Source organism: Endozoicomonas sp. G2_2 (genome assembly GCF_017744135.1).
GTDB lineage: Bacteria > Pseudomonadota > Gammaproteobacteria > Nevskiales > Salinisphaeraceae > Salinisphaera.
Window position 1 is genome coordinate 65,544 of sequence record NZ_JAGHQU010000006.1, and the last position, 26,400, is coordinate 91,943.

The following is a 26,400-nucleotide window of genomic DNA, read 5'->3' on the forward strand; positions in this document are numbered from 1 at the left end:
GTCTCCCGTTTTAAAATCGACAGCGCGCGCGGCGTCTAATCCGCGGCGTCGTCCGAATCCGAATCGTTGTCGTCGTCGGCGGCCGGTGCGTCGGGCAGGTCGTCATCGACCGCCGCGCCATCGGCGTCGCCGTTTTCATCCTCGTCGTCTTCCGTGACGATTCGATCAACGCCAACCAGATGCTGGTCGTCGGCGACGCGGATGATACGCACGCCCTGGGTGTTGCGCCCGAGCACCGAAATCTCGGCAACCGCGGTGCGAATCAGCGTACCCATATTGGATATCAGCATGATTTCGTCGTCTTCGAGCACCTGGGTGGCGCCCACCACCGCACCGGTCTTGTCGGACTGCTTGAGCGCAAGCACACCCTGACCGCCGCGGCCACGCAGCGGATAGTCCTCGACCGGCGTGCGCTTGCCATAACCCTGGGCGGTGACCGTGAGGATCTCGCCATCGCGGATCACGATCAGCCCGATCACGGCCGCATCGGCTTCGTCGTCGGGCAGGCGAATGCCGCGAACGCCGGCCGCGTTGCGCCCCATTTCACGCACGTCGGCCTCGGCGAAACGAATCACCTTGCCGCCCGAGGAAAACAGCATCACCTGATCCTGACCCGACGTGCGATCGACACCGACCAGCGCATCGTCTTCGCGCAGATCGATGGCGATAATGCCGTTGGAACGCGGCCGCGAGAACTGCTCCAGCGCGGTCTTCTTCACCGTGCCGTTGCGGGTCGCGAAGAACACGTTTTCGTTGGTGTTGAAATCCTTGATCGGCAACACCTGCGAGATGCGCTCGTCGTTTTCCAGCGGCAGCAGGTTGACGATCGGCTTGCCGCGCGCGCCGCGACCAGCACTGGGCAGTTCATAGACCTTGAGCCAGTACGCCTTGCCGGCCGAGGAGAAGCACAACAGCGTGTCGTGCGTGTGCGTCACCCACAGCTTGTCGATGAAGTCGGCATCCTTGGTTGCCGTGGCCGACTTGCCGCGCCCACCGCGACGCTGGGCACGATAGGCATCCAGCGGCTGGGACTTCACATAGCCTTCGTGGGTGAGCGTGACCACCACGTCTTCCGGCGAGATCAGGTCCGCCGTGGTCAGATCCAGATGATTGCCGAGGATCTCGGTCTTGCGCTCGTCGCCGTAGTCGCGACGGATCGCTTCCAGCTCTTCGCGGATCACCTCGAACAGCCGGTCCATATTGGACAGGATCTCGATATAGTCGGCGATCTTGTCGAGCAGCTGCTCGAACTCTTCGATGATCTTGCTCTGCTCGAGCCCCGTCAGACGATGCAGGCGCAGATCGAGAATCGCCTGTGCCTGCGTCTCGGTCAGCCGGTACTTGCTCTGGCCTTGGCCGTTGTCCTGCAGACCATAGGCCTTGGACAGATCTGCCGGGCGCGAGGATTCCGCGCCCGCGCGCTCGAGCATGTCCACGACCTGCCCCGGCGGCCATTCGCGATTGATCAGTGCCTCGCGCGCCTCGGCCGGGCCGCTGGAGGCCTTGATCAGCGCGATCACCTCGTCGATGTTCGCCAGCGCGATGGTCAGGCCTTCCAGCACATGGGCCCGGGCGCGCGCCTTGGCCAGCTCGTACTGGGTGCGCCGGGTGACGACCTCTCGCCGGTGGCGGATGAACGCCTCGAGCATCTGCTTGAGATTGAGCGTGCGCGGCTGGCCGTCGTCGAGGGCGACCATGTTGATGCCGAACACAGTCTGCATCTGCGAATGCCGATACAGGTTGTTGAGCACGACCTCGGGTGTTTCGCCGCGCCGCAGCTCGACGACCATGCGCATGCCGTCCTTGTCGGACTCGTCGCGCAGTTCGGTGATGCCTTCGACGCGCTTTTCCTTGACCAGCTCGGCGATCTTTTCCAGCAGCCGCGCCTTGTTGACCTGGTACGGCAGCTCGGTGACCACGATCGCCTGCTTGCCGCGCTCGTCCACTTCTTCAAAGTGCGCCCGGGCGCGCATGTAGATCCGCCCGCGGCCGGTCTCATAGGCCTCGCGGATGCCGTCGGCGCCGTTGATCATGCCGGCGGTCGGGAAATCCGGGCCCGGCATGTGTTCCATCAGGCCCGCGATGCTGATCTGCGGGTCGTCCATCACCGCCAGCACGGCGTTCACCACCTCGACGAGGTTGTGCGGCGGGATGTTCGTGGCCATGCCGACCGCAATACCGGTACCGCCGTTGACGAGCAGGTTCGGCAACCGGGTCGGCAATACCGCCGGCTCCGATTCGGACTCGTCGTAGTTCGGGATGAAATCGACCGTATCCTTTTCGATATCGGCCAGAATCTCGTGCGCCAGGCGCGCCATGCGCACTTCGGTGTAGCGCATGGCCGCTGGCGCGTCGCCGTCCACGGAGCCGAAGTTGCCCTGGCCGTCGACCAGCACATAGCGCATGGAAAAGTCCTGCGCCATCCGCACGATGGTGTCGTAGACCGCGCTATCGCCGTGCGGGTGGTACTTACCGATCACGTCGCCGACCACGCGGGCGGACTTCTTGTACGACTTGTTCCAGTCGTTGCCCAGCTCGCGCATGGCGTAGAGCACACGCCGGTGCACCGGCTTCAACCCGTCGCGCACATCGGGCAACGCACGCCCGACGATCACGCTCATGGCGTAGTCGAGATACGACTGGCGCATCTCGTCTTCGAGGTTGATCGAAAGAATCTCTTTTGCGACGTCGGCCATAGACTTGTTCTGGTAGAGCGGCCTGCACGCGCAGGCCACGGTCTTCGCGTATCCACGGGCTGGCGGTCAGCGTGTTTTCAGGCCTGTTCACAAGCCCGTCCAACGCAGTTCAGCGCCGTCGCGTAAAGCCGGTCATGTTAGCACAGCGGCGTGTGCCAAAAACGCTTGATTGCGCTAGAGTGGCGGGCGTTCGCGCTCCCCGGCTTCCAACCCTTCGAAACGATCCCCATGCGCAAGATCGATACGCTGATTCACGCCCGTTGGGTGGTGCCGGTCGACGGCCCCGCACGGGTGCTCGAGAACCACGCCGTGGCCGTTCATCACGGCACGATCGAGGCCGTGCTGCCCTGCGCCGAGGCGCGCGCCATGTTCGAGGCCGACGAGGTCATCGAGCTGGACAGCCACGCTCTGCTGCCGGGGCTGATCAACACCCACACCCATGCCGCGATGAACCTCATGCGCGGCATCGCCAACGACATGCCGCTCATGCCGTGGCTCACCGAGCACATCTGGCCGATCGAGGGCGAGTTCATGTCGCCCGAGTTCGTGGCCGACGGCACCGATCTCGCCATGGCCGAAATGCTGCGTTGTGGCACTACCTGCTTCAACGACATGTACTTCTTCCCCGACGTGGTCGCCGAACGCGTCGAGGCCGTCGGCATGCGCGCGACCGTGGGTATGATCGTGATCGACTTCCCCACCGTCTGGGCCGCCAACGCCGACGAGTATCTGGAAAAGGGCCTGGCCCTGCGCGACGCCTGGCGCGGCCATGAACGCATCTCCACCGTGTTCGCGCCGCATGCGCCCTACACCGTGTCGGACGAGCCGCTGGAAAAGATTCGCACCTACGCCGACGAAATGGATCTGCGCGTGCACATGCACGTTCACGAGACCGCGTTCGAGGTGAACGACGCGCAGCAGAAGACCGGCAAGCGGCCGCTCGCGCGACTCAAGGACATGGGCCTGCTCACGCCCAATTTCCTCGCCGTGCACATGACCCAGCTCACCGACGACGAGATCGCCACCTGCGCGACCCACGGCGTGCACGTACTGCATTCGCCCGAATCCAACCTCAAGCTCGCGAGCGGCCTGTGCCCGGTACAGAAGCTCATCGATGCCGGTATAAACGTGGCGCTGGGTACCGACGGCGCGGCCTCCAACAACGATCTCGACATGATCGGCGAGATGCGTACCGCCGCCTTCATCGGCAAGATTGCCGCAGACGACGCCGCCGCGGTCAGCGCCGATACCGTGCTGCGCATGGCCACGCTTAACGGCGCCGAAGCACTGGGCATCGCCGATCACACCGGTTCGATCACGCCCGGCAAGGCCGCCGACCTTTGCGCCATCGACCTCGACGCGATCGAAACGCGGCCGACGTTCGACCCGGTTGCCGCCGTGGTCTACAACGCGTCGCGCGAACAGGTCACCGATACCTGGGTCGCCGGCCAGCGGCTGCTCGCCGATCGTCGCCTGACCACGCTCGACGAAGCGGACCTGCGCGAACGTGCTGCCGGCTGGCAGCAGAAACTGGCGGCACAGGACAAGAACGAGGACAGCCAATGACAAGCGATCAGAACGCCGAACTGGCCAAGTTCGGCCGTCTCGCCGAACGCTGGTGGGACACGTCGGGCGAGATGCGCCCGCTGCACGACATCAACCCACTGCGTACGGAGTTCATCGACCGGCGCGCGCCGCTGGCTGGCAAGCGTGTGCTCGACGTCGGCTGCGGCGCTGGCATCCTCTCGGAAGCGCTGGCGCGGCGCGGCGCGCAGGTGACCGGCCTGGACCTGTCGCCCGAGTTGATCGAGGCGGCCAGCGCCCATGCGGCGGAAAGCGATCTGGCGATCGACTATCGCTGCGTGTCGAGCCGCGATCTGGCGCGCGAAATGGCCGGCGCCTTCGATATCGTTGTCTGCTACGAAATGCTCGAGCATGTCGACACGCCGGCCTATGTGGTCGACGACTGCGCCATGCTCGCGGCACCCGGTGGCGATCTGTTCTTCTCGACCATCAACCGCAGCCCGAAATCCTGGCTTTTGGCGATCGGCGGCGCCGAGTACGTGCTGGGGCTTTTGCCGCGCGGCACGCATGAATACGCCAAGCTCATTCGGCCATCCGAGCTGGGCACCTGGTGCCGCCACGCCGGGCTCGAAGTCAACGAAATCGCAGGCATGCGCTACAACCCGCTCACGCGTCGCGCGGCGCTCGAAAAACGCCCGGACGTGAACTACTTTCTGCACGCCAAGCGCCCCGTGAGGCAGCGCACATGAGTGTCGCGCCCTACCAGGCGGTGCTGTTCGATCTCGACGGCACCCTGCTCGATACCGCGCCCGATCTGGCCGGCGCGATCAACGACATGCGCCGCGAACGCGGCCTCGAGCCGATGCCGCTGGCCGAACTGGCGCCGCTATGCTCGTTCGGCGGCCGCGGCATGCTCGGCAAGGGCCTCGACCTGCGCCCGGAAGACGACGATTACAGCACCGCCTACGACGCCTTCATCGAAACCTATCGTGGCCGCATGACCCGCGACACGCGCGCATACGACGGCATGCGCGAGCTGGTGCGCGAACTCACCGAGGCCGGCTGCGCCTGGGGCGTGATCACCAACAAGATGGAAGCGCTCGCCCTGCCCCTGATGACCCACATGGCTTTCGATCCGGCGCCGGCCTGCGTGATCGGCGGCGACAGCGCGGGCGTGGCCAAACCCGACCCGGCGCCGATGTATCTCGCCTGCGAGCGGATCGGCGTCGATCCCGCGCGCTGCATCTACGTCGGCGACTCGGATCGCGACGTGGCGGCAGGGCGCGCTGCCGGCATGGCCACGATCGGCGTGGCCTACGGCTATATCCCGCCGGGCGACGACATCCACGGCTGGAACGCCGATGTCGTCGTCGATACCGTGGCCGATCTGCTGCCCGCCATCGAGCGCCTGAAACAGATCCGTTTTTCGACCGCAAAGACCGCACCGCAATGACCGACTCCGATTCCTCCCGCCCGCTCGCCGATCGCGTGATCCTGATAACCGGCGCCGGGGGCGGCATCGGCGCCTCGGTCGCCCGTGCGATCGCCGCGGCCGGCGCTGAATGCGTGCTGATCGGCCGGCGCGAGCGCACGCTCACGCCGGTTTTCGATGCGATCGTGGCCGACGGCAGCCCGGAGCCCGCACTGTTCCCGCTCGACGTGACCAAGGCCGGCGAAGACGACTACCAGCGTCTGGTCGACGGCATCGCCGCCGACTGCGGCGGCCTGCATGGCGTGGTCCATCTCGCCGCGCGCTTCGACGGGCTCATGCCGCTGGCGACGCACGCCATCGACGGCTGGCAACGGATCATGCACATCAACCTCACCGCGGCCTTCGCGCTGACCCAGGTCTGCCTGCCGCTGCTGCAGGCGGCCGAGGATGCATCGGTGGTCTTCACCGTCGACCAGGCCGCCGCCCAGCCCAAGGCGTTCTGGGGCGCCTACGGCGTGAGCAAGGCCGGGCTTGCCGCTCTCGTGCGCCTGTTCGCGGTCGAGCACGAGCAGAATCCGCGCCTGCGCTTCAACGCCATCGACCCCGGCCCGCGCGACACGGGCCTGCGTTCCGCGGCATTTCCGGCAGACGACCCGGCGGCCCGGCCCGTGGATGAGCTCGGCGCCCATTACGTGAAGCTGCTTTCCGGCGCATCGCGCGGCACCACGGGACGCATTTTCGGCGTGGACGGCACCAGCACCGCGGCCTAGCGTTTTCAGCGCACCGCGTTCACCCCGCGCTGCGCACAGCGCGCCTGTAACGCGCAGGCGCGGCAATCCGGCCGGCTCTTGTGACAGCGCTGTTTGGCGTGGGTCACGATCAGCGCATGCAGTTCGTCGTAGAACGGCGCATCGTCGACAGGGCCGGCGGCTTCGACGCGCTTGCGCAAACGCTCGTAGTTACGCGCCCCGGCCGACCAGCCGTAGCGCTCCATGATGCGAAACGCGTAGGCGTCGGCCACGAACGACGGTCGGCCAAAGGCATAGAGCAAAATCACGTCCGCGGTTTCGTGGCCGATGCCGTGTAGCGCCAGCAGTTCGCCGCGCAGCGCTGGCGTATCCATGCGTGCGAGCGCTTCGAAGCCGCCACGCGCCACGAACCACTCGCAAAGCGCGCGCAGGCGTTTCGCCTTAACATTGTGCGGCCCGGCGCGCCGGATCAGTGCTGGCAGGTCGGCATGGGCGAGCAGGGACTCCGCCGTCAGCGGGCCGGCATCGCGCAGCTGTGCGATCGCGATCTCGACGTTCGTCCAGGCCGTGTGCTGGGTGAGCACGGCGCCGATGAGAATCTCGAACCGAGGGTTGTCGACGTCCTGGGTCGGCCACCAGCGCTGCGGCCCGTAGGCCTGGAACAGCCCGTCGTAGAACCTCCGAAGCCCGGCCGCGCTGGGGCCCGCGACATCCACCTAGCGCTGCAGATCGACCAGCGAGGCGAGCGCGCGCACCTCCTTGCGGTCCAGCTCGCGCCAGCCGCCGGCCTTGACGCCACTGGGTAGCGCGACGTTACCGAAGCCGGTACGCATGAGCCGCGATACGGTCACGCCCTGGGAGTCCCAGAGGCGACGAACGACCCGGTTTCGGCCTTGGCGCACGGTGACCTCGAACCAGCGGTTCGCGCGGTTGTTCTCCTCGCCCACGCGAATGGACTCGAAACGCGCGACACCGTCGTCGAGCTCTACGCCTTCGAGCAGCCGTTCGATCATGGCGTCGTCCACTTCGCCGCGCACGCGCACCGCATAGCTGCGCATGATCTCGTAGCTGGGATGTTCGAGCCGCCGCTTGAGTTCGCCATCGGTGGTGACCAGCAGCAGCCCGGAGGTGTTCACGTCGAGCCGCCCGATCGCCAGCCAGCGTCCCGCCTTCATCTTCGGCAGACTCTTGAAGATGGTGGGCCGGCCCTCCGGGTCCTTGCGGGTGACCACCTGGTCGACATGCTTCTTGTAGGCCAGCACGCGACAGCGTACCTGCAGCCGTTCCTCGAGATTGAGGCGTTTGCCATCCATGCGGATCTCGTCGCGCGGGCCGGCCTTGTCGCCGAGCGTCGCGACCTGGTTGTTCACACGGATACGGCCGGCCTCGATCACCTGCTCGATCTGGCGGCGCGAGCCATAGCCGGCGCGCGCGAGCAGTTTCTGGAGACGTTCGGTCATGGGGGTCCTGGCGGCTGCTGGGCGAGCGTGGGTTGGTGGCGTTCCGGTTACTTGGAGACGAAAGCGCGTTCGATGACGTAATCGCCCGGCGCGCCGATATGCGGCGAGATCTCGAAGCCACGCGCGTCGAGCAGCGCCGCGGAATCCTCCAGCATGGCCGGGCTGCCGCAGATCATCGCACGATCGTGCTTCGGATCGAGCGGTTCCAGGCCGAGATCCTCGGTCACCCGCCCCTCGTCGAGCAGCGTGGTCACACGACCGCTGTTCTCGTACGGTTCGCGGCTGACCACGGGGTAGTAATGCATCTGGCGGCTTATCATCTCGCCCAGCAGCTCGTCGTTGGGCAACGTCTGCGAAAGCAGTTCGTGGTAGGCGAGATCGTCGATATAGCGCACGCCGTGCATCACGATCACGCGCTCGAAGCGTTCGTAGGTTTCCGGGTCGCGCACGATCGAGAGAAACGGCGCCAGACCGGTGCCGGTCGACAACAGATACAGATTGCGGCCCGGATGCAGGTCGGAGATCAATAACGTACCGGTCGGCTTGCGGCTGACCAGGACTTCGTCACCCGCCTCGAGATGCTGAAGCTGGGAGGTGAGCGGCCCGTCCGGCACCTTGATGCTGAAGAACTCGAGATGCTCCTCGTAATTGGCCGAGACGATGCTGTAGGCACGCAGCAGCGGTTTGCGTTCCTGGGCAAGCCCGATCATCACGAACTGCCCGTTCTCGAAGCGAAGTGCGCGATCACGCGTGGTCGTGAAACTGAACAGCGAATCGTTCCAGTGGCGAACGCTGAGCACGCGCTCGGAGTTCAATGCGGCCATGAGGCTCCCGTGAATTACAGACGGCTACCGCGCGCCCGTCGGGCACGCAGGCGTCTCGTTACACCTGCTGATGGCATCAACATGGGTACCGATGGCAACGAATCCAACCCCGCGGCGGGGCGCGGCGCCCGACTAGGGCCTGTTGCCGTTTCATGCGAGCGCCGCGTTGGAGACCGCAAATCGTGTTCTGCAAGGCGCGAGTCGCCGGTCGTGGCGTGCCACGATCAAGGCTCGCAACGCCGCAGAGCGCCATTTGCGGCCCAACCCTTCGGGACAAGGGCTGTTTTGCGGCAATCCAGCGTTCTAGCACGCTTGCGCAGAATGACTGCGCGGCGCGTGCTACGCCTTGTCTTGCCGCAAAACAGCCCTTGGCGCGGACTCGCACGAAACGGCAACAGGCCCTAATGGACCGAATCCGACGACGGCGGACGATTCGGCCCGGTGTTATCCGTATCGGACGGTTCGTCGCCGGGCGACGCGGATTCACCTGACGGATCACCGGCCTCGTCTGTCTCGGGCTCGTCTTCAGCGCCGCTCTCGCCCGTCTCGCCAATCTCGCCCGTCTCACTGCTTGGGCTGTCGCCCTGCAGCCGAGCGATCGCCGCGTCGAGCGCATCGAGGTCCTTGATTTCCGGCAGACTCGGCAGATCGGACAACCGCTTCACGCCGAAGTCGTCGAGAAACTTGGTCGTGGTGCCGAACAGTGCCGGCCGGCCCGGCATGTCGCGATAACCGACCACCTTGATCCAGTCGAACTCCTGCAGCGTCTTGACGATGTTCGACGACACCGACACGCCGCGCACCGCTTCGATATCCGAACGCGCGATCGGCTGGCGGTAGCAGATCAGCGCCAGGGTCTCGAGCATGGCGCGCGAGAGCTTGGGCGGGCGTTCTTCCCACAGGCGGGACACAAGCCCGGCATAGTCGGCGCCGACCTGAAAGCGCCAACCGCCGGCCACTTCGACCACGTTCACCGCGTTGGCCGCGTAGTTCTCCGCCAGTGCCGCCAGCGCGACCCGCACATCCGCACGCTCGACCGCGTGCGTGGTTTCCAGCAGTCGCACGATCTGATCCACCGACAGCGGTCCATCGCTGGCCATGAGCAGCGCCTCGATACAGCGCAGCACCACTTCGGACACCACCGGCTCGTGCCCGGAGGCGTTGTCGGTCGCCGCTGCACTCGCGTCCGATCGGGGTTCGTTCGTATTCACGGGCGCCCTCTCATCATTCGTAGGCGGATTCCGGGGCCGGACCGGCGAGGCGTAACGCGACCGGGGCGTACGGCGCGCTCTGTTCGATCGCGATCAGGGCCTCGCGCGCCAGCTCCAGAATGGCGAGAAAGGAGACCACCACGCCGAGGCGCCCTTCGCTCGTGTCGACCAGGGTGACGAACGCACAGGGCGCGCCGCTGCCCAGCCGCTCGAGAATCCGGCTCATATGTTCGCGTACCGACAACGGTTCGCGCTCGATACGGTGCTCGGTGAACAGCTCGGCGCGAGTCAATACATCGTGCAGCGCATGCAGCAGCACCCGCAGGTCGGTGTCCGGCTCGGGGCGCTCGATCTCGAGGCGCTCGGGGCCGTGCTGGACGGGCGTGATGTCGCGGCCGACTCGCGGTGTCTCCTCGAGCCGCTCCGCGGCCTCCTTGAACTGCTCGTATTCCTGCAGCCGGCGCACGAGTTCGGCCCGCGGGTCATCGCCCTCCTCTTCTTCCTCGGTCGGCTTGGGCAACAGCATGCGCGACTTGATCTCGGCCAGCATCGCGGCCATGAGCAGGTATTCACCGGCGAGTTCGATCGCCATCTCCTGCATGACCTCGATATAGGTCATGTACTGGTGCGCGATGGTGTGCACGGGAATATCGAGGATGTCGAGATTCTGCTTGCGGATCAGATACAGCAGCAGGTCCAGCGGCCCCTCGAAGGTCTCGAGAAACACCCGCAGCGCATCCGGCGGGATATACAGATCCTCGGGCAGCGCATCGACCGGTTCGCCGGCGACCCGGATCGCCGCCAGTGCCGGCATCCCGGGCGGCTGTGTGGCCTGCTCGGGCTCGGTCGAGCTCATCCGCGCGCGCCCCTCGGCCTGACAGACGCGGCATAACGGCGCGCGACGATGCTCATGCCGGCGGCAGAAAACCGGTCAGCGCGAAGGCGCGCTCCAGCGTCGGTTCTGCGCGCTGGCGGGCCGCGGCCGCGCCCCGGGCCAGCAACGCATCGAGGCCGGCGGTGTCGTCGCGGAATTCGCTGTAGCGCTGCTGCAGCGGCTCGAGAAACGCGACCACGGCATCGGCCAGATCGCCCTTGAGCGCCCCGTAGCCCTGGCCCGCATAGCGATTTTCCAGTTCGCCGATCGACTCGTCGGTGACCGCCGAGTAGATCGACAGCAGGTTCGACACGCCCGGCTTGTTCTCCTCGTCGAAGCGAATCTCGCCGTCGGAGTCCGTGACCGCGCGCTTGATCTTCTTGACCACCTTATTCGGCTCGTCGAGCAGCTTGATGACGTTGGCCTCGACATCGTCGGACTTGCTCATCTTCGCGGTCGGATCACCCAGGCTCATCACCCGCGCGCCGACCTCCGGAATGAACGGCTCGGGCACGGTGAACAGCGCCTCCCCGGCGCGCGCATTGAAGCGCTCGGCGAGATTGCGCGCCAGTTCCAGATGCTGCTTCTGGTCATTGCCCACCGGCACCGCATCGGCCTGATACAGCAGGATGTCCGCCGCCATGAGCACCGGATAGTCGAACAGGCCCGCGTTGATGTTGTCGACGTTCTTCGCCGACTTGTTCTTGAACTGCGTCATGCGGTTGAGCTCGCCCATCGACGTATGACAGTTCAAGAGCCAGGCGAGCTGGGCATGGGCCGGCACGTGCGACTGCACGAACATGGTCGCGCGATCCGGGTCGATGCCGGCGGCGAGATACAGGCACAGGAACTCGTGGCAGCGTTCACGCAGCGCGGCCGGGTCCTGCCGCACCGTGATCGCATGCATGTCGACCAGCGCAAACAGGCAGTCGTGGGTGTCCTGCATGGCCACCCAGTGCTTGAGCGCACCGATATAGTTGCCGAGCGTCAGCTCGCCGGAGGGCTGGATGCCGGACAGGACGATGGGTTTGGCGATCTCGGAACTCACACGCGGCCTCGGGACAATATCGGTTGGGCGCTCAAGTCGGCGCTGAACGATCAAAGGCGCGAGTATACATTCGCGTGCTTTGTGCCATCAGGCGCGAGCCGCTGGAACAAGCAACACAAGCCCGCCAATAAACGCCAATACAGGCCGAGGCCGGGTTTCGAGGCGTGGTTGAACAAACGGGTCTCACGCAAAGCCCCCAAGGCAGAAAAACCGACCGATCGGGACATATGACGTTTCACTTCGCGGCTTTGCGCCTTTGCGTGAAAACCAGCAAATCACGGATCGCGAGTGCGCTATCGCCGGTGACACGCGGCGTTCTCTCTCTTCCTCTACGCGCACCCGCGGTCATTCTCGGACCACAGCGCGTCGCCGCGCTGCTTCGGCGCGACGCTCAGGCCTCGACGGGCTCCAGGCCGAGCGCTTCCGCACTGCCCTTGCCCAGCCGCAGGATCTGGGGCACGGCCGGGGTGAGATCGACGATGGTGGTCGGCTCGACGCCGGTCGCGCCGCCGTCGACGATCATGTCGAGCTGCTTGTCGAAGGCCTCGCGCACATCGAAGGCCTCCGACAGCGGCACGTCCTCGTCCGGTCGCTGCGCGGTGATCGACATGATCGGTTCGTCCATGGCCTCGGCGATGGCCCGGGCGACGGGGTGACCCGGCACGCGAATGCCGATGGTCTTGCGCTTCGGATGCGCCAGCCAGTTGGGCACGACCTTGGAGGCAGGCAGCACAAACGTGTAGGCGCCGGGGGTTGCCGCCTTGAGCAGACGAAAGCTGGTGTTCTCCACCTTGGCGTACGTCGAGATCTCGGACAGATCACGACAAACCAGCGTGAAGAAATGCTCGCGCCCGAAGCCGCGCATCTGACGTATGCGTTCGATGGCGTTCTTGTCGCCCATCGCACAGGCCAGGCCGTACGACGAATCCGTCGGGTAGGCGATGACCCGGCCCGCGCGCAGCGCATCGGCAACCTGCGCAATACGGCGCGGCTGGGGGGTTTCGGCGTGTACGTGAACAATCTCTGCCATGGCGGCGATTATATCGCGTACCGCCCTATTGCCGCCCGTGTTTCGCGCAAACTTTTATCGCCGCCGTGGCCCGCGCGTCACCGCATGCGGCACACTGACCATCATTCGCGCGCCGGCCTAGGCCCGCGGCCACTCAACCGCCAAGGAACTGAATATGGACTATTTCGCAATCGTCTCCTTCGATGTCGCCGAAAGCAGCGATGGCCGCAAGAAAGCCGTGGGCGAACACCGCGCGCGTCTGGAAGAACTCGACCAGGCCGGACGCCTGCTCACCGCGGGCCCGCTGCCGCGCGTGGACGCCTACGGCAAGGTTGTCGACGGGTTCCAGGGCAGCATCATCATCGCGGCCTTCGAAAGCCTTGAAGAAGCGCGCCAGTGGGCCAAGGTCGACCCCTACAACGCCGAAGGCGTGTACATGGAAACCACGGTCTATCCGTACAAGAAGGTCTTCTAGTTTCCGGCGCCGGCCTACAGGGCACGCGGCGAGAAGACGCAACGCGTACCAACACAGGACACGCACGATGAGTGATCGCATACCGCGAATCCGCGCGGCCCTGGAACAGGGTCTGGACACCGAGGACGTCGCAATCCGCGACGACAGCCACCTGCACGCCGGCCACGCAGGCGCCAAGAGCGGGCTCGGCCACTACCACGTGACCATCCGCTCGCCGCGTTTCACGGGCACGTCGCCGATCGAGCGCCACCGCCTGGTCTATGAAGCGCTCGGCACGCTCATGCAGACCGATATCCACGCAGTGTCGATTCGCGCCATGGCGCCCGAGGAATAGCCACGAGAACCAGCCGGACCGCTTCGGCAGACGAAACCGTGCGATTGCGGTAAAAAACGAACGATAACCAGAACACGAGGGAACGCCGCGGCGTTCGGGGGAGACAATCATGACTATTCGCCCTGACCGGCGTGTGCCGGTGGCGTGCGCGCTAGCTCTGGCGCTCGGACTGCCGGCCCATGCCCAGAACGACGATGGCGCCGGCGAGGCGAGCAGCCTGCAGTCGCTGGCGCCCATCGAAGTGGAAAGCGTGCGTCTGAATACCGAAGTGCTGACCACGCCGGCGGCGGTCGACGTGACCGAGGCCCAGGATATCCAGCAGGGTCGCGCCAAGGCGCAGCTGGATTCCGCGCTCAATCGCACGCCCGGCGTCTACGCCAACAACGGCAGCAACTTCGCCCAGAACCTGCGCATTTCGATTCGCGGTTTCGGCGCGCGCTCGGCCTTCGGCGTGCGCGGCGTTCGCGTACGCGTCGACGGTATTCCCGAAACCCTGCCCGACGGTCAGGCCCAGACCGACAGCATCGATCTCGGCGCGGTCGAACGCCTGGAAGTGATCCGTGGGCCCTTCTCCGCGCTCTATGGCAACGCCACCGGCGGCGTGGTCGACATCACCACCACAACGCCCGCGAGCGGGCCGGTGGACCGCGGCGAACTGACGCTCGGCAGCTACGGCTATCGCCGCATCGAAGCCGCCACGGCACACGAACGCGGCGACTGGGGCTATGCGCTGACCGCATCCCAGCTCGACCTGGACGGCTACCGCGAAAACAGCGAAGTGAAAAAGCAGCAGCTGACCGGCAAGCTCGAACGCCGCGTGGGCGCCACCGGCACCCTGCGGCTGATGACCCGGATTCTCGACGCGCCCGACACCCAGGATCCGGGCGGCGTGACCCTCGAGCAGGCCCGCGCCGACCGTCGCGCCGCGCGCGACGCCAATATCGCCTTCGACTCGCGCCAGTATGCGTCGCAGCAGACGGTGGGGCTGGTCTACGAGGATCAACTCTCCGATCGGCAATCTTATGAAGCCAATCTGTTCTATACCAACCGCGATTTCATCCAGTACCTGCCCTTCGAGGACGGCGGCGTGGTCGCCTACGACCGCGATTTCTTCGGCGGCGGCGTGCAGACCACGCGCTTCGACGATCTGTTCGGCCATGCCAATCAGCTGGTCGCCGGCGTCGATGTTCAAGTCCAGCAGGATGCGCGCGAACGCTTCGACAACGTCGCCGGCGACAAGGGCGCGCTGGGCCTCGAAGAAGACCAGCAGGCGACCAGCGTCGGCGTATTCGCACAGAACGTGTTCTCGCTCACCCGCGATCTGGAGCTCACGACCGGCGTTCGCTACGACTATCTCGACTTCGATATCGACGACGCCTTCGTCACCGACACCGACCCGGACGATTCCGGCTCGCGCACCTATCACGAACTCTCGGCCAACGCCGGGCTGAGCTATGCGTGGGCCGAGCGCCAGCGCGTCTATGCCAACGTCGCGAACGCCTTCGAATCCCCCACGTTCACCGAATTCGCCGACCCGGCCGGCAACGGCGGCTTCAACGCCGACCTGGAACCGCAGAAGGCCGTACAGTACGAGATCGGCGCCAAGGGCGAGCTCGGCGGCTCGGCGCGCTATCAGATCAGCGCCTTCTGGATCGACGTAAAAGACGAGCTCATCGTATTCAACGACGACGGGCGGCGCGACTTCTTCGAGAACTCGGGCAAGTCGCGCCGCAAGGGCATCGAGGCCAAGCTGGAATACGCGCTGACGCCGGATCTGTCGGCCACCGCGGCCTACACGCTGGCCGACTACGAATACCGCGAATTCGTCGACAACGGCGGCAATGACTATGCGGGCAACGCCATTCCCGGCCTGCCCGAGGAACGGCTGTTCGGCGAACTGGCCTGGCGCCGGCCCGGCGTGGGCTATGCAGTGGCCGACATGCGCTACGCCAGTTCATTCTTCGCCGACAACGCCAATATCGCACGGATCGAAAACGCCTGGATCTTCAACGGCCGCCTCGGCAAGACCATTCCGGCCGGCAACGACGAACTGACCGTCTATCTGGGCATCGACAACATCTTCGACGAGATGTATTTCGACAATATCCGGATCAACGCCTTCGGCGGGCGCTACTACGAGCCCGCCCCGGGGCGCACGTTCTATACCGGGCTGGCGTACGAACTGTAAGCAGCGCCGCCGTTCAAGGGCTGCGCGGCGCTAGGCCTCGTCGAGAAAGCGCTCGATCGTATCGGCGTCGATATCGTCGAGACGCACGATACGGGACGTCGGCTGGGCAGCGGCGCCCTCGGCCTTGGCGCGCAACACCACAAGTGGCTGATACGCGTCGAATTCGGCGATACGAAACGCGAGCGTCGGGTCGCGTTCGAAGGCGCCCGGGCTGTGCACACCGCAACGCACGACAGACCATTCCGTATCGTGCATCTCGACGTATTCCCAGCCGCCTTGCGCCGCGGCGGCGCGAAATGCCGGCGCCACCACGTCGTTCACCACGCCCCGCGCGCGCTCGGCAATAGTGTCGCGGCGCTCTGCCAGGCGCGCATTCGCACCCAGTTTGGACTGCACTTCATCGGTGGTGACTTCAAGCCAGCTACGCGCCACGAGACTCTACCTGTGTGAATTCGAAAATCGGCGGCCAAGCGTAAGCGGTGGCGTGATGACACACAAGCACGCGAGCCGGGCCCGGTTGGTCATCACGACGCGCGGTGCGCCGATTTTCACACCCAAACGGGGCAATGGCTCGATTAGCCCGCCTTGGGTTTGCGGGCGCGATCCGAGGACGGCGTATCCGGCGCTTCGTAGCCGCAGCTCGCCCGGGCATGGTCGGCGGCGTCCACGAGCAGATCGAGCATCGGCTGACGCGCCTCGGCGCTCACGCCGTCGGCCAGCGCGCGGCGCGCCGCCCCGGCCGCGTTCTCGACCTCGGCGAGATCACGCGCGCACTGGCTGTCGTCGCTGCGCACGAACAGCGTGCTGCAGCCGGCCAGCGTGGTCGCGATGAGTACGCTCGCCAGAACTCTCGATACCGATCGTTGCATGTCTCTCCCTCTGGCTGGCCTCGACCAGCCGTTGCGTCTAAAGCTTCACGGACGTCCCGCAACGATCGCGCCATGCCGCCTCAATCGGCTTCGGCGTCTTCGAGCAGCGAGAGCAATCCTGCTTCGTCGAGCAGCGCGACGCCGAGCTTTTCGGCCTTGTCACGCTTGCTGCCGGGACTGGCCCCGGCCACGACGTAATCGGTTTTCTTCGACACGCTGGACGTCACGCGCCCACCCAGTGCCTCGATGCGTTCGCCGGCCTCGTCGCGGGTCATGCCTTCCAGACTGCCGGTGAGCACAAAGGTCTTGCCGGACAGAGGCTGGGCGCCCGACGTGGTCCGTACGCTCTGCCACTGCACGCCGGCGGCAACCAACGCGTCGATGACGTCGCGATTGCGCTGCTCGGAGAAGAAATCGGCGATGCAATGGGCGACCCGGCTGCCCACGCCCGGCACCGCCTGCAGGCCCTCGGCGGTCAGCAGGCGCTCGCGGGCGGCGCGATTGTCCGGATGCTCGTGCGCGGCGCGCTGTACGCGCGCGATATAGGCGGATGCTTCGTCCTGCAGGGCGTCAAGCGTGCCGAAATGTCGCGCGAGGTCGCGCGCCATCGTCTCGCCAACCTCGCGGATGCCGAGCGCGAAGATGAAACGCTCCAGCGTCGTCTGCTTGCTGGACTCGATCGATGCAAGCAGATTCTCCACCGATTTCTCGCCGTAGCCTTCGCGCTCGACCAGCGCGTCGCGATGCTGGCCGAGCGCGAAGATATCGGCCGGCGATTCGAGCAGGCCTTCGTCCACGAACGCCTCGATCTGACGATCGCCAAGGCCTTCGATATCCAGCGCTCGACGCGAGGCGAAATGCTTGAGCGCCTCGCGGCGCTGGGCCGCGCAGACCAGGCCGCCGGTACAGCGCGCGACCGCCTCGCCTTCCACGCGCTCGACCTGGGAGCCACAGACCGGGCAACTGGCCGGCAGTTCGATGGCGTGCGTATCCTTGCCGCGCTTTGCCAGCGCCTTGACCTCGGGGATCACGTCGCCAGCCCGGCGCACGATGACCTCGTCGCCGATACGGATATCCTTGCGCGTGATCTCGTCCATGTTGTGCAGGGTGGCGTTGGACACCGTCACCCCGCCCACGAAAACCGGCGCGAGCTTGGCGACCGGCGTGAGCGCCCCCGTGCGCCCGACCTGGAACTCGACGCTGTTGAGCGTCGTGGTGGTCTCCTCGGCCGGAAACTTGCGGGCGATCGCCCAGCGCGGCGCACGCGCGACGAAACCCAGCTCGTCGCGGGTGGCGGCATCGTCCACCTTGAACACGCAGCCGTCGATCTCGACGTCGAGACCCGCGCGGCGCTCGGCCATGGCCTCGTAGTACGCCTTGCACCCGTCCAGGCCATCGACCCGCTCGACGTATTCACTGATGGTGAATCCCCAGGCCGACAGCTGCTGCAGCTGCTCGAACAGGCTGCCCGGCAACGTTTGGCCATCCACGCGCCCAACCCCGTAGGCCATGAACGCCAGGGGCCGATCGGCCGTGATGCGGGAATCCAGCTGGCGCAGGCTGCCCGCAGCGGCGTTGCGCGGGTTCACGAACGCCTTGTGGCCCTGTTCTTCCAATCGCGCATTCAACGCCTCGAAGCGCGAGCGCGCGAGCACGACCTCGCCGCGAATCTCGATAAAATCCGGCGTATCGTCGCCGGTATCCGAACTGTTCAGACGCAGGGGCAGATTGCGGATCGTGCGCGCATTCGGGGTGATGTCTTCGCCGGTGATGCCGTCGCCGCGCGTGGTCGCGCGCTGCAGGACCCCATTCTCGTAGCGCAGGTTCAACGCCGTGCCGTCGAACTTGGGCTCCGCGCAGTAGGCCAGCGCGCGGCCATCGACGGCATCGCGCGCACGCCGGTCGAATTCCGCCAGCTCGTCGTCGTCGAAACAGTTGCCCAGCGACAGCATGGGCGTGGCGTGATCCACGGACACGAACTTGTCCGAAGGCGGCGCGCCGACGCGCTGGGTCGGCGAGTCGGGCGTCACCCACTCCGGATGCGCGGCTTCGATATCCTGAAGTTCACGAAACAGCCGGTCGTACGCCGCATCCGAGATCGTCGGCGCGTCGTCGACATAATAGGCCCGGCTGTGCTCGCGCAGTTCGTCGGCGAGGCGTCGCGCGTAAGCGCGCGTGCTGTCCTTGCCCGCCACTACCGCCGCTTCGCGATCTTCGCCCGCCGGTCGATGTCGGCAATCTGGTCGAGCATGTACTGGGCGGTCTGCGCCTTGAGCAACGCCCGCTTGTCGTCGAGCACCTCGCCGCCCAGCGCCTTGGCCAGCCCGTTGGCGGTTTCCATCATGTCGCGCATGGCCGGGCCGCCGTCGATCGGGCCGGGCACCACCATGAACAGCACGAGACCCGGCGTATGCAGATGGTCCTGGTCCACCGGATCGAGCGTGCCGGGCTTGAGCATGTTGGCCACGGCAAACACCGACTCCGGCACGCCGTGGGTCTCGGTCACGCGGTGATAGACATCGTTGAGCCCGAACTTGAGGTCCTGTGTCTTGAGCGCGGCGTGGACATCCGGGCCGTCGAACAGGCCGTCGCCCACCGCGGCGACATGCAGCATGAACACTTCCTGCTCGCCGCCGGGCGGCGCGGTCTGCGGGCGCATGTTCTCGACGCGTTCGACACCGTCGTGCGCGGCTTGCTCGGGCGCAGGCGCCGAAGGCGCTGGCGACGGCGCGGAGCGCGTGGGTTCCGGCTCGGGTTCGGCGGGCTGCGGCGCCGGTTCGGGCTCGGCCGCGCGTTTCTTGTACGCCGACCACGAAGCTTCGACGCTGCTCTCGTCCATCGCTGCCGGATCGTCGTCGCGCGGTGCACTCGAATCACGGGCGGCGCGGCGGCTGGCCGGTGTTTCGCTCGATAGGGTGCGCACCCCCACGATGTACGAATCGCCGCCGAGGGATTCGCCGCGATCGATGGCGTCATCGGCTTCCGGCTCGTCGTCCATGCCCTGCCAGGGATCGTTCGCCGCCTGGTGGCGCATGTACCAGTAGGCGCCGGCGACCACCGCGATCACCAGGATGAGGAGAAGCCATTGCACGATAGACATAGGCGGTTGTCTTGGTTTGCGTTGCGTGGCGCCGGCTTCAGCCGGCCATGTCGAGAGCCTGTTCGATGTCGACACTGACCAGCCGGGATACGCCGGGCTCGGCCATGGTGACGCCGTGCAGTTGCTCGGCGAGCGACATCGTCAGCTTGTTGTGCGTAATCACGATGAACTGAACCTGGGCGGACATGCGCCGCACCAGGTCGCAGAAGCGCGATACGTTCGCGTCGTCCAGCGGCGCGTCGATCTCGTCCAGCATACAAAACGGCGCCGGGTTAAGTTCGAACAGCGCGAATAATAACGCAACTGCGGTCAGCGCCTTCTCACCACCGGACAGCATCTGGATCGAGGCGTTGCGCTTGCCCGGGGGGCGCGCCATCACGCGGACACCGGTGACGAGCCAGTCGTCCTCGGTGAGTTCCAGCGCGGCTTCACCGCCACCGAACAGCTCGGGGAACATGCTCGCGAAGCGGCTGTTGACCTGTTCGTAGGTGGCCTTGAAGCGCTGGCGGGTTTCGCGGTCGATCTTGGCGATCGCACTTTCGAGCGTTTCCAGCGCTTCGGCCAGATCCGCGTGCTGCTCGGCCAGGTACTTTTCGCGCTCGGCCTCGGCCTCGTATTCCTCGATCGCCGCCAGGTTGATCGCGCCGAGGCGCTGGATCTTGCGCTCCAGGGTCTCGATCTCGGCGCTGCAGGCGTCGATGGTCGCGCCTTCTGCAATGCGGGCGACGAGTGCGGCCGGGGTTTCGCCCAGCTCCTCGATCTGTTCGGCGATTCCGGCACGGCGCACGCCGGCCGTCTCGACGTCGATCTTGGCCTGCTGCAGCGACTCGCGCGCGCCGTCCACCTGCTGCTCGGCGCGCATCAGCGCCTGTGATGCCTCGCCGAGCGCGTTCTCGCTGGCCTTGAGCGCATCGCGCGCGGCGCGCAGTTCGCGCTCGGCCTGATGCTGGGCCTCGAGCGCCTGCTCGTGTTCGCTTTCGTCCGGCGCCTTGTCCTGCGCCGGCGTGGCCTCACGCTCGGACTCGAAACCGGCGAGGCGTGTCTGAACCTCGTCATGCGCGGTGCTCGTGTCGGCCAGCCGCTGGGCGATATTCTCGCCGCGGCTGCGGTTCTGTTCCAGCCGCGATTCGATCTCGCGCAACGCGCGCTCGGCGCGTGTGTGTGTCTGCCGGGCCGCATCGCGGGCCTGACGACTGTCCGCGAGGCGCTGTTGCGCTTCGCGACGCGCGGCGCTGAAGGATTCTGCCTCGTTTTCCAGGCGTGCCACTTCGATCTTCAAACGCTCGTTCTCGCGCGTGGCCTCATCGAGCTGTTCGCCGAGTTCCGCGAGTTCGGCGTCCAGTTCCTCGGCGCGCTTTCGCAGCTGCTCGGCGCGCATGCGCCGGCCCTGCTGCTCGGCACGCGCCGCCTCGAGTTCGCGCCGCGCTTCGGCGATCCCGCGCTCGAGCGCCTGACGCGCCTGTGCACTCGCTTCGCGGCGTTCACGCAGCTCGACCAGCGCTGCTTCGCGCGCCTCGAAATCGCGCTCTTCATGCGCCTGCTGATCGCCCAAAGCCTCGATGCGCTGTTCGCGCTCGAGCACGCCACGTTCGGCCGACTCGCCGGCAGGCGTGACGAGGCTGTGCGGGCCGACACAGCAGCCGTCGAGCGTGACGAACCGCTGGGTTGGACCGAGTTCCGTGCGTCGGTCGAGGGCATCGGCGAGCGTGTCGATCAAGAACACCCGCTCGGCGAGCGCACGAATGACCGCCGGCGCGTCGATGCCTTCGGCAAGGCTGGGCGTACCGCCCGGGCCGGGCGCGCTGGCCGCCGCGCTCGCGGATTCGGGCTCGACCAGGGTGATGGACTCGCCCGGCCAGTCACCGCCGAGCATCGGCAGCGTGTCCACCAGAAAACCGCGCAGCCACGGCCCGAGCACAGCCTCGGCGGCGGTTTCCCAACCCTTACGCACCTTCACACGACGCGCCACGCCGGTCGCCGCCTGCTGCCCCTGGGTGTCGAGCCAGGCAGCGAGCGTGGCGTCGTCCTCGCGCAGCACGGACTGCTGGAGCTGACGCTCGGAGGCCAGCCGGGCCCGCGTCTCGCCCAGGCGCGTGCGCAGGGCCTCGCGCTGGGTTTCGGCTTCGGCGATCGACTCCCGCAGCGCCTCGTCGGTTTCGGCCTGCTCGCTGGCGCGGGCTTCGTCGGCGGCGAGGCGTTCGGCGCGGGTTTCGATATCACGCTCGCCGGCGTCCAGGTCGTCCTGCTGCTCGCCGGCGAGCGCTTCGCGCTCCTGTTGGCGCTTGTCGCGGCGTGCGCTCAACTGGCCAAGCCGTTCCTCGGCGTAACGTGCCCGGCGGCGTTCGGCGTCGAGCTGTTGAACCGGGTTCTGTTCGGCGTTGTTGTGGGCATCCCAGGCGCTTTCGGCATCGCGCGCGGCCTGCTCGCGGGCGTCCAGCTGCTCACGGGCCTGCTTGAGCTCGGCCTCGGCCTGTTCGCGTTCGCGGTTCGCGCTGTCCTGTTCGGCGCGCACGGCATCCGCGGCTTCGCGGTCCTCGTCGATACGGCGCGCGAGCGCATCGCGGCGCTCGACCAGTTCGTCGTGCTCGCGCTCGCGCAGCTGACGCATTTCGCGGGCATGGGCCAGCGCCTGTGCAATGCGCGAGGCTTTGGATTGCGCGTCGTAGAAAGCCGCCTGCTGGGTCTGCACCTGGTTCATGGCGCCCTGCTGGGCGTTCGACTGCGTCTCGCGCGCGCTCTGGGCTTCACGCTGGGCGGAGACCGCGTCGCGCAGCCGGTCTTCGCATTCGCGCAGGTGCTGTTCCGCAGCCTGGACCTTTTCGTCGTGCGCGGACCAGCGCAGGGCAAGCAGATCGGCGCGCAGGCGCCGTTCCTCGGCCTTGAACTGCTTGAACTTCTCCGCGTTCGCGGACTGGCGCTTGAGCACGCCCAACCGCTGGGTGACCTCGCCGATCAGATCGTTCAGGCGATCCAGATTCTCGCGCGTGTGGCGGATGCGGTTCTCGGTCTCGCGCCGGCGTTCCTTGTACTTCGAAATGCCGGCGGCTTCTTCGAGGACCTGGCGCATGTCTTCCGGCTTGGCCTCGATCAGGCGGTTGACCGCGCCCTGCTCGATCACCGCGTAATTGCTGCGCCCACCCAGGCCGGTACCGAGAAACAGATCGATCACGTCGCGCCGGCGGGCCTTGGTGCCGTTGATGAAATAGCGCGAACCACCGTCACGCGACAGCTCGCGCTTGATCGAGATTTCACTGAACGCGCCGTACTGGCCGGCGAGCTTGCCTTCGCTGTTGTCGAACTTGAGTTCCACGGACGCACGACCGACCGGCTTGCGCGCCTTGGAACCGTTGAAGATGACATCCTCGAGCGCTTCGCCGCGCAGCTGGCGCGCGCTGGATTCGCCGGTGACCCAGCGCACGGCATCGATGACGTTGGACTTGCCGCAACCGTTCGGCCCGACGACGCCCGTGAGGTTGGAGTTCAGCGCCAGCGTCGTGGGATCGACGAACGACTTGAAGCCGGCCAGGCGTATCGAGGTCAGGCGCATGGACTGTGTACGCAGCGACGATGCGCCGGATGGCGCGTGTATCGCCTAAGTGGTTGTCTGGATGCCCCGCGCAAATCGGCCTCCCGGTGATGGCCCTGAGGATCGGCTGCGTTACCGTGCGCAAAGCCGGCTAGTGTACCCTAGCGCGCCCTGTTCTTATCAAAGAGCGCTGCCCACGGAGGCCCGCATGGCGACCCAGCCGAGCCGCGATCTCGACACCTTTCCGAACCCGACGCCGGAACGCGACTACACGATCCGCATGCGTATTCCCGAGTTCACCTGCCTGTGCCCGAAGACCGGTCAGCCGGACTTCGCGACGCTGCATCTGGAATACGTGCCGGACGCCACCTGCGTCGAACTCAAGTCGCTCAAGCTCTATATCTGGTCGTTCCGCGACGAGGGCGCCTTTCATGAAGCCGTGACGAACCGGATTCTGGAAGATCTCGTGGCCGCGACCGAGCCCCGTTTCATGCGCCTGCGCGCCGAGTTCTGGATGCGCGGCGGCATCGACACCACCGTCATCGCCGATCACCGCGCCGACAACTGGCATCCCGGCACGCCGGTTCATTTGCCCTAGTTCGTCTGCCCTAGGTCGGCGGTTCTGGGCGCGCGAGCGGCCGCCGCGCCACGGCGGCGGCCGGCGTGATCCGCGCGTCTAGCGCATGAGCACCAGATTGTTGCCCTGCACCTGAACGCGGGTACCCGGAGAGATGCCGCTGGTGGTGTCGACATTCACGCTGCGCGACCCGCCCGTGTCCATGGCGACATCGACCTGGTAATAGGTCTTGCGGCGCACGCGCTTTTCGATTTCGCGACCGGCGAACACACCGCCAAGCGTGCCGGCGATCTGCGCGACGGTCTTGCCCGATCCGCTGCCGATCTGGCTGCCGACCACGGCACCGGCCACACCGCCGGCGACGCTGCCGATCAGGCTCGGGTCGCCGTTGGTGGTGACCGGCGTGATCGAACTCACGGTGCCGCAGTCGTTGCAGACCGGCTTGTCCTCGCTGCGCGCCTGCTCGCGGGCCTCGGTGCGCGCCTGCTGGGTCGCGGTCTTGGATTGGGCCCTGGCCTCGGTCTGGCGTGCAGCAGCTTCCTGTTTCTCGGCCTTGGCATCGGCGACCTGCTCTTGCGCGGCGGCCTTTTCCTTGGCTGCCTGCGCATCGGCCTGGGCCTTCTCAGCGGCCTCGACCTTGGCCTGCGCGGCTTCGAGTTCGGCGTTGGCCTGTTCCAGTTCGGCCTGCGCGTCGGCGGCGTCGTTCTGCGAACAGGCCGACAGCGCGAGCGCCAGACTCACCAGCATGGCGCCGATCCATTTCGATCGATGGGTTTGCATCACGAGACTCCCGTTGTTTCTTCTACACTCTCGACGGTCCCGGCAGCGGGCAGCATCTGCCATGCCTGTTCCTGTGGACCGTGACTCTATGAATTCGCAACCGAACGCCAGATGAATCCGATTACCGAGTTTACCGCCGGCCCGCGCTATCTGCTGCGCGGCTTCACCATGCTGCGCGAACCGGCATTGCGGCGTTACGTGGTGATCCCGATCGTGATCAACATCGCCCTAATCGCGCTGATCGTGTCGCTGTTTGGTTGGCAGCTCGACAGTTGGCTCGATGCCTGGCTCGCCGGCCTGCCCGACTGGCTCGCCTGGCTGGAAACCCTGCTCTGGTGGTTCGGTGTCCTGCTGTCGACGCTGGCGTTTTGCTATGTGTTCACTCTGCTCGCCAACCTGATCGCCAGTCCGTTCAACGGCCTGCTTTCGGCACGGGTGGAAAAGCTGGTCACCGGCCGCGCGCCGGAATCGGGGATGAGCCTCGCGCGGGAAATGCTCGACGGCGTGGTCGGCGAGCTGCGGCGTCTGCGCTACTACTTCGCCCGCGCCCTGCTTCTCGGCGTGGTGAGCGTGGCGCTGTTCTTTCTGCCCCCGGCCAATCTCGCGATCGCGCCGCTGTGGTTCATCTTCGGCGCTTTTATGCTGTCGTTCGAATACCTGGACCAGCCGATGGCGAACCGCGGGCTGCGCTTCGACGACAAGATTCTGCAGCTGCGCGCGCGGCGCTGGCGCCATCTCGGCTTCGGCAGTCTGGTGACGGTGATGACCGCGATTCCGCTGGCGAATCTGGTCGTGATGCCGGCGGCCGTGGTGGGCGCGACGCTGCTTTATATCGAATCCCAGCCGGCGTCGGCCATCGCCCGACGGCGCCGTTGAGTACTCTTGCGGCTCAGCCCGCCCCGCGCGTGTGCGCCAGCGCCGCGGCACTGGTGCGGCGGAGCACGTCCAGATCGACATAGTCGAAGTCGAAGCCGGGCGACTTGATGATACCGACCGGCTTGTCCGGCTCGCCGAGGGAGTCGAGCACGGCGATCGCGTGTTCGAAGGCTTGATCACGGGTGTCGTCGTTGACCGTGACCAGCGCGGGCACGCGCGCCGCATGGGCCGCGGTCACGCCGGCGTTTGAATCCTCGATTGCGATGCAGCTCTCCGGGGCACAGCCCAGGCGCTCGCAGGCCATGCGGTACAGGTCCGGCGCGGGCTTCTTGTGTGCGACCTCGTCGCCGCAGACCGTCAGTTCGATATGCGCCAGCAGCGCATCACCAAGCGCATAGGCCAGAAACGGTTCAAGCGTGGCGCGCGTGGCGTTGGTCACGATCGCGATCCGCATGCCGGCCTCGCCGGCCTCCTGGATCAGACGCGCGACGCCCGCTCGCAGCGGCACCTGACCGTCCTGCAGGCGATCCCGAAAATACCGCGACTTGCTGCGGTGAATCTCGTCGATCCAGCCCGCGCGATCGTCGCGCACGCGCTCGTCGTGCGGGCCGAGCTCGGGATCGTAGCGATCCAGGTAGTGATCGATTCGCTCACGCCCGCCGGAGATCAGCAACAGCTTGCGGTAAAGCTTCTTCGTCCACGTCCAGTCCAGGCCATGTTCGCGAAACGCGCGATTGTAGGCAGGCAGATGGCCTTCGGGTTCCGTGTCGGCGAGCGTGCCGTCGACATCGAATAAAAGCGCGCCAAGCGTCATGTTGCGGGGGCTGCGGCGAAGTGGTGTCAAGCGG

At 66.3% G+C, this 26,400-nt stretch carries 24 protein-coding genes; 9 read left to right on the forward strand and 15 right to left on the reverse strand.

The features are described 5' to 3' along the window. Positions 1-35 precede the first annotated feature (35 nt). Positions 36-2,696 carry a DNA gyrase subunit A gene (gene gyrA, locus J7355_RS08770; protein WP_209061774.1) on the reverse strand — a complete coding sequence of 887 codons (2,661 nt, stop codon included), beginning with the start codon at positions 2,694-2,696 and terminating at the stop codon, positions 36-38. 228 nt (positions 2,697-2,924) lie between these two features. On the opposite strand from gyrA, the gene J7355_RS08775 reads away from it, so the two are divergent. Genes J7355_RS08775 through J7355_RS08790 form a run of 4 tightly spaced genes read left to right on the forward strand, consistent with a single transcriptional unit; the run spans position 2,925 to position 6,422 of the window. Continuing rightward, entirely contained in the window at positions 2,925-4,262 is a 1,338-nt protein-coding gene (locus tag J7355_RS08775) for a TRZ/ATZ family hydrolase (protein ID WP_209061776.1), read from the forward strand. Then, the gene (gene ubiG, locus J7355_RS08780) at positions 4,259-4,969 is read left to right on the forward strand and encodes a bifunctional 2-polyprenyl-6-hydroxyphenol methylase/3-demethylubiquinol 3-O-methyltransferase UbiG (RefSeq protein WP_209061778.1); all 711 of its coding nucleotides are present in this window, start codon (positions 4,259-4,261) and stop codon (positions 4,967-4,969) included. The genes J7355_RS08775 and ubiG overlap by 4 nt, the downstream gene beginning before the upstream one ends. Continuing rightward, the gene (locus tag J7355_RS08785) at positions 4,966-5,673 is read left to right on the forward strand and encodes an HAD-IA family hydrolase (protein ID WP_209061780.1); all 708 of its coding nucleotides are present in this window, start codon (positions 4,966-4,968) and stop codon (positions 5,671-5,673) included. The genes ubiG and J7355_RS08785 overlap by 4 nt, the downstream gene beginning before the upstream one ends. Then, positions 5,670-6,422, forward strand: coding sequence for an SDR family NAD(P)-dependent oxidoreductase (locus J7355_RS08790; protein ID WP_209061782.1), 753 nt, complete (start codon positions 5,670-5,672; stop codon positions 6,420-6,422). Before J7355_RS08785 ends, J7355_RS08790 begins: the two co-directional genes overlap by 4 nt. 5 nt (positions 6,423-6,427) lie before the next feature. Here the strand turns inward: J7355_RS08790 and J7355_RS08795 are convergent, their stop codons facing one another. The 7 genes from J7355_RS08795 to J7355_RS08825 all read right to left on the reverse strand — a co-directional run bounded on the left by J7355_RS08795 (position 6,428) and on the right by J7355_RS08825 (position 12,848). Continuing rightward, positions 6,428-7,117: a hypothetical protein gene (locus J7355_RS08795; RefSeq protein WP_209061784.1), complete on the reverse strand. Its 690-nt coding sequence runs from the start codon at positions 7,115-7,117 to the stop codon at positions 6,428-6,430. Beyond that, positions 7,118-7,861, reverse strand: a complete 744-nt coding sequence (rluB, locus tag J7355_RS08800) for a 23S rRNA pseudouridine(2605) synthase RluB (RefSeq protein WP_209061786.1) — start codon at positions 7,859-7,861, stop codon at positions 7,118-7,120. A gap of 47 nt (positions 7,862-7,908) precedes the next feature. After that, entirely contained in the window at positions 7,909-8,685 is a 777-nt protein-coding gene (locus J7355_RS08805) for a ferredoxin--NADP reductase (protein WP_209061788.1), read from the reverse strand. Between the two features lie 401 nt (positions 8,686-9,086). Further along, positions 9,087-9,896, reverse strand: a complete 810-nt coding sequence (gene scpB, locus J7355_RS08810) for an SMC-Scp complex subunit ScpB (RefSeq protein WP_348523016.1) — start codon at positions 9,894-9,896, stop codon at positions 9,087-9,089. Positions 9,897-9,909: 13 nt separating this feature from the next. Then, on the reverse strand, positions 9,910-10,752 hold the full coding sequence (locus J7355_RS08815; protein ID WP_209061790.1) for a ScpA family protein: 843 nt from the start codon (positions 10,750-10,752) through the stop codon (positions 9,910-9,912). Positions 10,753-10,804: 52 nt separating this feature from the next. Continuing rightward, positions 10,805-11,818: a tryptophan--tRNA ligase gene (trpS, locus tag J7355_RS08820; RefSeq protein WP_209061792.1), complete on the reverse strand. Its 1,014-nt coding sequence runs from the start codon at positions 11,816-11,818 to the stop codon at positions 10,805-10,807. 391 nt (positions 11,819-12,209) lie between these two features. Continuing rightward, positions 12,210-12,848: an L-threonylcarbamoyladenylate synthase gene (locus J7355_RS08825; RefSeq protein WP_209061794.1), complete on the reverse strand. Its 639-nt coding sequence runs from the start codon at positions 12,846-12,848 to the stop codon at positions 12,210-12,212. 154 nt (positions 12,849-13,002) lie between these two features. Between J7355_RS08825 and J7355_RS08830 the strand changes: the two genes are divergently transcribed. The 3 genes from J7355_RS08830 to J7355_RS08840 all read left to right on the forward strand — a co-directional run bounded on the left by J7355_RS08830 (position 13,003) and on the right by J7355_RS08840 (position 15,824). Continuing rightward, positions 13,003-13,302, forward strand: coding sequence for a YciI family protein (locus tag J7355_RS08830; RefSeq protein ID WP_209061795.1), 300 nt, complete (start codon positions 13,003-13,005; stop codon positions 13,300-13,302). A gap of 67 nt (positions 13,303-13,369) precedes the next feature. Further along, positions 13,370-13,636: a BolA family protein gene (locus J7355_RS08835; protein ID WP_209061796.1), complete on the forward strand. Its 267-nt coding sequence runs from the start codon at positions 13,370-13,372 to the stop codon at positions 13,634-13,636. A 109-nt stretch (positions 13,637-13,745) separates the two neighbouring features. Further along, positions 13,746-15,824: a TonB-dependent receptor gene (locus tag J7355_RS08840; RefSeq protein ID WP_209061797.1), complete on the forward strand. Its 2,079-nt coding sequence runs from the start codon at positions 13,746-13,748 to the stop codon at positions 15,822-15,824. Between the two features lie 30 nt (positions 15,825-15,854). On the opposite strand, the gene J7355_RS08845 is transcribed toward J7355_RS08840, so the two are convergent. The 5 genes from J7355_RS08845 to smc all read right to left on the reverse strand — a co-directional run bounded on the left by J7355_RS08845 (position 15,855) and on the right by smc (position 23,340). Further along, the gene (locus J7355_RS08845; protein WP_209061798.1) at positions 15,855-16,256 is read right to left on the reverse strand and encodes a hypothetical protein; all 402 of its coding nucleotides are present in this window, start codon (positions 16,254-16,256) and stop codon (positions 15,855-15,857) included. A 143-nt stretch (positions 16,257-16,399) separates the two neighbouring features. After that, a complete protein-coding gene (locus J7355_RS08850) occupies positions 16,400-16,693 on the reverse strand; it encodes a hypothetical protein (RefSeq protein WP_209061799.1) in 294 nt (97 codons plus the stop codon). An 80-nt stretch (positions 16,694-16,773) separates the two neighbouring features. Next, a complete protein-coding gene (gene ligA / locus J7355_RS08855) occupies positions 16,774-18,888 on the reverse strand; it encodes an NAD-dependent DNA ligase LigA (RefSeq protein ID WP_209061801.1) in 2,115 nt (704 codons plus the stop codon). Further along, positions 18,888-19,784 (reverse strand): cell division protein ZipA, encoded by an 897-nt coding sequence (gene zipA, locus J7355_RS08860; RefSeq protein WP_209061803.1) that lies wholly within the window; start codon positions 19,782-19,784, stop codon positions 18,888-18,890. Before zipA ends, ligA begins: the two co-directional genes overlap by 1 nt. A gap of 46 nt (positions 19,785-19,830) precedes the next feature. Continuing rightward, positions 19,831-23,340 carry a chromosome segregation protein SMC gene (smc, locus tag J7355_RS08865; RefSeq protein ID WP_209061805.1) on the reverse strand — a complete coding sequence of 1,170 codons (3,510 nt, stop codon included), beginning with the start codon at positions 23,338-23,340 and terminating at the stop codon, positions 19,831-19,833. 187 nt (positions 23,341-23,527) lie between these two features. Between smc and queF the strand changes: the two genes are divergently transcribed. Then, a complete protein-coding gene (gene queF, locus J7355_RS08870; protein ID WP_209061807.1) occupies positions 23,528-23,917 on the forward strand; it encodes a preQ(1) synthase in 390 nt (129 codons plus the stop codon). A gap of 78 nt (positions 23,918-23,995) precedes the next feature. Here queF and J7355_RS08875 read toward each other — a convergent pair whose 3' ends face one another. Continuing rightward, positions 23,996-24,676: a glycine zipper 2TM domain-containing protein gene (locus J7355_RS08875; protein WP_209061809.1), complete on the reverse strand. Its 681-nt coding sequence runs from the start codon at positions 24,674-24,676 to the stop codon at positions 23,996-23,998. Between the two features lie 111 nt (positions 24,677-24,787). Between J7355_RS08875 and cysZ the strand changes: the two genes are divergently transcribed. Beyond that, positions 24,788-25,552 carry a sulfate transporter CysZ gene (gene cysZ / locus J7355_RS08880; RefSeq protein WP_209061811.1) on the forward strand — a complete coding sequence of 255 codons (765 nt, stop codon included), beginning with the start codon at positions 24,788-24,790 and terminating at the stop codon, positions 25,550-25,552. A 13-nt stretch (positions 25,553-25,565) separates the two neighbouring features. Here cysZ and J7355_RS08885 read toward each other — a convergent pair whose 3' ends face one another. Then, complete coding sequence (locus J7355_RS08885; RefSeq protein WP_209061813.1) at positions 25,566-26,366, reverse strand: HAD-IA family hydrolase; 801 nt, start codon at positions 26,364-26,366, stop codon at positions 25,566-25,568. Positions 26,367-26,400 lie beyond the last annotated feature (34 nt).